This is a genomic window from Geodermatophilus chilensis, assembly GCF_002802985.1.
GTDB classification, from domain to species: Bacteria; Actinomycetota; Actinomycetes; order Mycobacteriales; family Geodermatophilaceae; genus Geodermatophilus; species Geodermatophilus chilensis.
This window is the reverse complement of record NZ_NVPT01000286.1, coordinates 1-3310: the sequence shown is the minus strand read 5'-3', so window position 1 is coordinate 3310 and position 3310 is coordinate 1. Positions and strand designations below refer to the sequence as shown.

Annotated in this window: 4 protein-coding genes; 1 reads left to right on the top strand and 3 read right to left on the bottom strand. The window is 69.2% G+C overall.

Going from position 1 to position 3310, the window contains the following annotated elements; translation table 11 throughout:
* The first annotated feature begins 521 nt into the window (after nt 1-521).
* Nucleotides 522-746 carry a hypothetical protein gene (locus CNO22_RS26315; protein WP_157937146.1) on the top strand — a complete coding sequence of 75 codons (225 nt, stop codon included), beginning with the start codon at nt 522-524 and terminating at the stop codon, nt 744-746.
* Between the two features lie 56 nt (nt 747-802).
* On the opposite strand, the gene CNO22_RS26310 is transcribed toward CNO22_RS26315, so the two are convergent.
* Genes CNO22_RS26310 through CNO22_RS26300 form a run of 3 tightly spaced genes read right to left on the bottom strand, consistent with a single transcriptional unit; the run spans nt 803 to nt 3099 of the window.
* A complete protein-coding gene (locus tag CNO22_RS26310; RefSeq protein WP_100502189.1) occupies nt 803-1480 on the bottom strand; it encodes a GntR family transcriptional regulator in 678 nt (225 codons plus the stop codon).
* Nucleotides 1481-1537: 57 nt separating this feature from the next.
* Nucleotides 1538-1960, bottom strand: coding sequence for an allophanate hydrolase-related protein (locus CNO22_RS26305; protein WP_100502188.1), 423 nt, complete (start codon nt 1958-1960; stop codon nt 1538-1540).
* Entirely contained in the window at nt 1957-3099 is a 1143-nt protein-coding gene (locus CNO22_RS26300; RefSeq protein WP_100502187.1) for a glycerate kinase, read from the bottom strand. The genes CNO22_RS26305 and CNO22_RS26300 overlap by 4 nt, the downstream gene beginning before the upstream one ends.
* Between the last annotated feature and the right edge of the window lie 211 nt (nt 3100-3310).

Here is a 3310-nt window from a genome sequence, read left to right as displayed (position 1 = left end):
GCAGCGCCTACCGCACATCGTCCGAGGCTTCTTCGGCGACCCCGAATTGGCGTACATCGCCGCCGTTGCCTGAAGTCAACCTTCGCGCGATCTCATTGGGTATCTTCCAGGACCCGGGTGATCTCCGGCAACAGGCCCGCAATCGGCCTTCGGTGTGCTCGGGCCAAGCTGCCCTTGCGGTGCACGCCGCATCCGACCGCGCGACCAGCGCCTCGACTTATCCGATTCCCCGCCGAGACGCCGTCCCCACCGCCAGCGGGATGTCGTGCCCCATGTCGGGGTTGCAAAGGCCCCTGGGGACCGTCGTCCCGTTCCTCCCCCGATCGAGCGCGAAGCCCACCCGGGGCTGGTCTCACCGGCGAGGTCCCCCACTTGCACCTCATTCATCCCCTTCTCGCATCAGAAGTCCCCCGCCCCTGTCTTCATTCGTCCCGCATGGGTACCACGCTGTGTTCTTTTCTACCCGCCGTGGTGTCCGGGATCATGTTCTCTCTGCCGCGGATCAGGCTTGAATGACGGGCATGAGCACTCCGAATATCGTTGAAGAGGACCTTGCCGACACCGAATCCATTTCCGATGTCCGGTGTTCCTCGTGTGCGGACCGCCTAGAGGTCGGGCTCTCCCGCGCCGGGCTGACCCGGCGTACCGTGCAGAAGCCCTCGCGTCGCCCGCGCGCCGGCCTCGGACTGGTGGTCGACGTCCAAGACATCTTTGCAGTGCTCGACGTGCTCCACCGCCGGCGCTGACCGCTCGCCGAGGACCCTCCGGCGGACGGGGCACCGGGCCGCGCCTGGCCGTGCTGTCAGGGCTGGCCGGCGGGCGTGTCGGTTGTCGGACACGTGCCGAGCTGGGCGCCGGCGAGCAGGTGTTGTCGGTGTTGCTCCGCTGCTTCGATCAGTCGCTGCCCGTCACCGGCGAGGAAGGCCTCCAGCATGACCTGGTGCTCGGCCTGCAGGTTCTTCTGCCCTGTCTCGTCCAGTCTGTTTGCGGCTCGGTAGGTCTCGGTGGCGTCCCACAGGCCTTCGAGCAGACGAAGCAGTCGCGGCATGCGGCAGGGCGCGAGGACAATCTCGTGGAAACGTCGCCCATTCTCGCTGAATGCGTTGATCTGCTTCCGATTGAGCGCATCCTCGGCCGCCACGCAGGCCTCGTGAGCCGCCGCGCGGTCGGTGTCCGCAGCGTTGGGCACTGCCCGCCGCAGGGCCTCGTCCTCGAGCAGCCCGCGAAGGTAATAGATCTCATCGAGCTCCTCAGCGGTGAGGCTCGGGACGGCGAAGCCCACGTGAGGACGATGCGTCACCAGCCCCTCTCCCTCGAGGATCATGAGGGCCTCGCGGACCGGGATCCGGCTGATCCCCAGAGCCCCTGCGACCGCATCGACCCGGATCACGGTTCCCGGGGGTAGTTCCCCGTCGTTGATCTGGCGTCGCAGCTCCCGGAGGACCGCCTCCTGCATGGTCTGCGGTCGGAACGTGGTCACTACCTGCCACCTCGCTCTGCTGGCGTATGTCGCAGGTAGTCTGCCTCCTCCGCGCCGTTATCGATGCCTTGGACTCGCCTGATAGGCGCGCCAGCCACCGCAGTCGGAGATGTCGATGAGGCTTTCTCCCCGTGCGTGTACCTCGGGACGCAGCGCCACGGCGAGGCTCGCCGACCCGTCCTCGAGTTCGATCACCGAGAGCTCGAGCTCGGGTGGCTCCACCGGCATGAACTCGTCCCGGACGGCCTCTAGAGGGAGAGCGTACAGCTCACCTGGGACCGAGACCCCTCCCTCGGCGACCCGCCACAGGGCCGGGAAACCCCCCTCGTAGGCGTAGAAGCGGTAGCGCGGGGCGGTCCTCGCCTCACCGAGGAAGGCGTAGTGGGCGATGCTGGGATGCACGCGGCCTCCACGCATGCCCTCGCCGTTGAGGAAGAGCGGCACGATGACGCTCCCCTCGGCCCTGGGCTTTGCTGTCATGTGATCCGCTCCTTGTCGTCGTCGGAGATCCAGTCGGCGGCGAGCCGTGCGGCCAGCCGCTCCAGGAGGGGGCCTGCCTCGCTCATGCAGCGGGCGGGGTCGCCTTCAATGTCGGTCAGCGCGTACGCGGCGCGGATGCCGGTGGATTCTAGGTCGGCGGGCGACAGCAGCGAGCGGCCGGCGACGGCGACGACCGGTACGTCCGCCGTGCGGGCGGCGGCGGCGACACCGGCGGGCGCCTTGCCGTGCAGGGTCTGTTCGTCCAGCGAGCCCTCGCCGGTGATCACCAGGCCGGCACCGGGCAGCGCGCCGCGGAAGTCAACGAGGTCGAGGACGAGGTCGATCCCCGGTCGAAGCGTCGCGCCGAGCACGGCCAGCGCCGCGAACCCCACGCCCCCCGCAGCGCCGGCACCAGGCCGGTCCGCCACGTCGGTGCCCGTCGCGCCGCGTACGGCCGCCGCCCAGCGGGCCAGGGCGGCGTCCAGTTCCGCGATGTCGTCCGGCGAGGCGCCCTTCTGCGGTCCGTAGACCGCCGCCGCGCCACGCGGGCCCAGCAGCGGGTTGTCGACGTCGGAGGCGACGACGACCTCGGCCTCCTGCAGGGCCGGGTGGAGACCCGAGAGGTCCAGCGACTCGACGGCGGCCAGGGCGGCACCGCCCCGCCCGACCTCGCGGCCCCCGGCGTCCAGCAGGCGTCCGCCCAGCGCCTGCACCAGCCCTGCGCCGCCGTCCGTGGTCGCGCTGCCCCCGATCCCCAGAACGATGCGGCGGTATCCCGCATCGAGCGCGGCCCGGACGACCTCGCCCGTGCCGTAGCTCGACGCGGTGCGGGCGGCCAGCCGCCCGCCGTGGAGCCGGCGCAGCCCCGACACGTCGGCCATCTCGACGACGGCGGTGCCGTTCCGCACGGCGTAGGCGGTCTCCACCAGTTCGCCGGTCGGCCCCTGTGCGGACACCGGCATCCGCCGGTACCCGGCGGACATCGCCGCGTCCAGCGTCCCGTCGCCCCCGTCGGCGATCGGCACCTGGACGACCTCCGTGCCGGGGGCGGCGTGCACCAGCCCGGCGGCCAGGTGGGCGGCGACCTGCGGCGCGGACAGGGATCCCTTGAACTTGTCCGGCGCTACCACGACGCGCATGCGCCCTCCTGGTTCGGTCAACGGCGGAAACGGTGGTTCCGCTGCAGGTGGAAGGACCCCCTCCTTCCCACCCTGGAACTGTCTCTTATACACATTCGACGCTGCCGACGACTCCATACTTCTATATCACGGATGTAACCCAAACTACAAACCAAAAAAATAGCTAATCATTACAATAAGAGAATTAATAATAATCAATTAACTGACATCA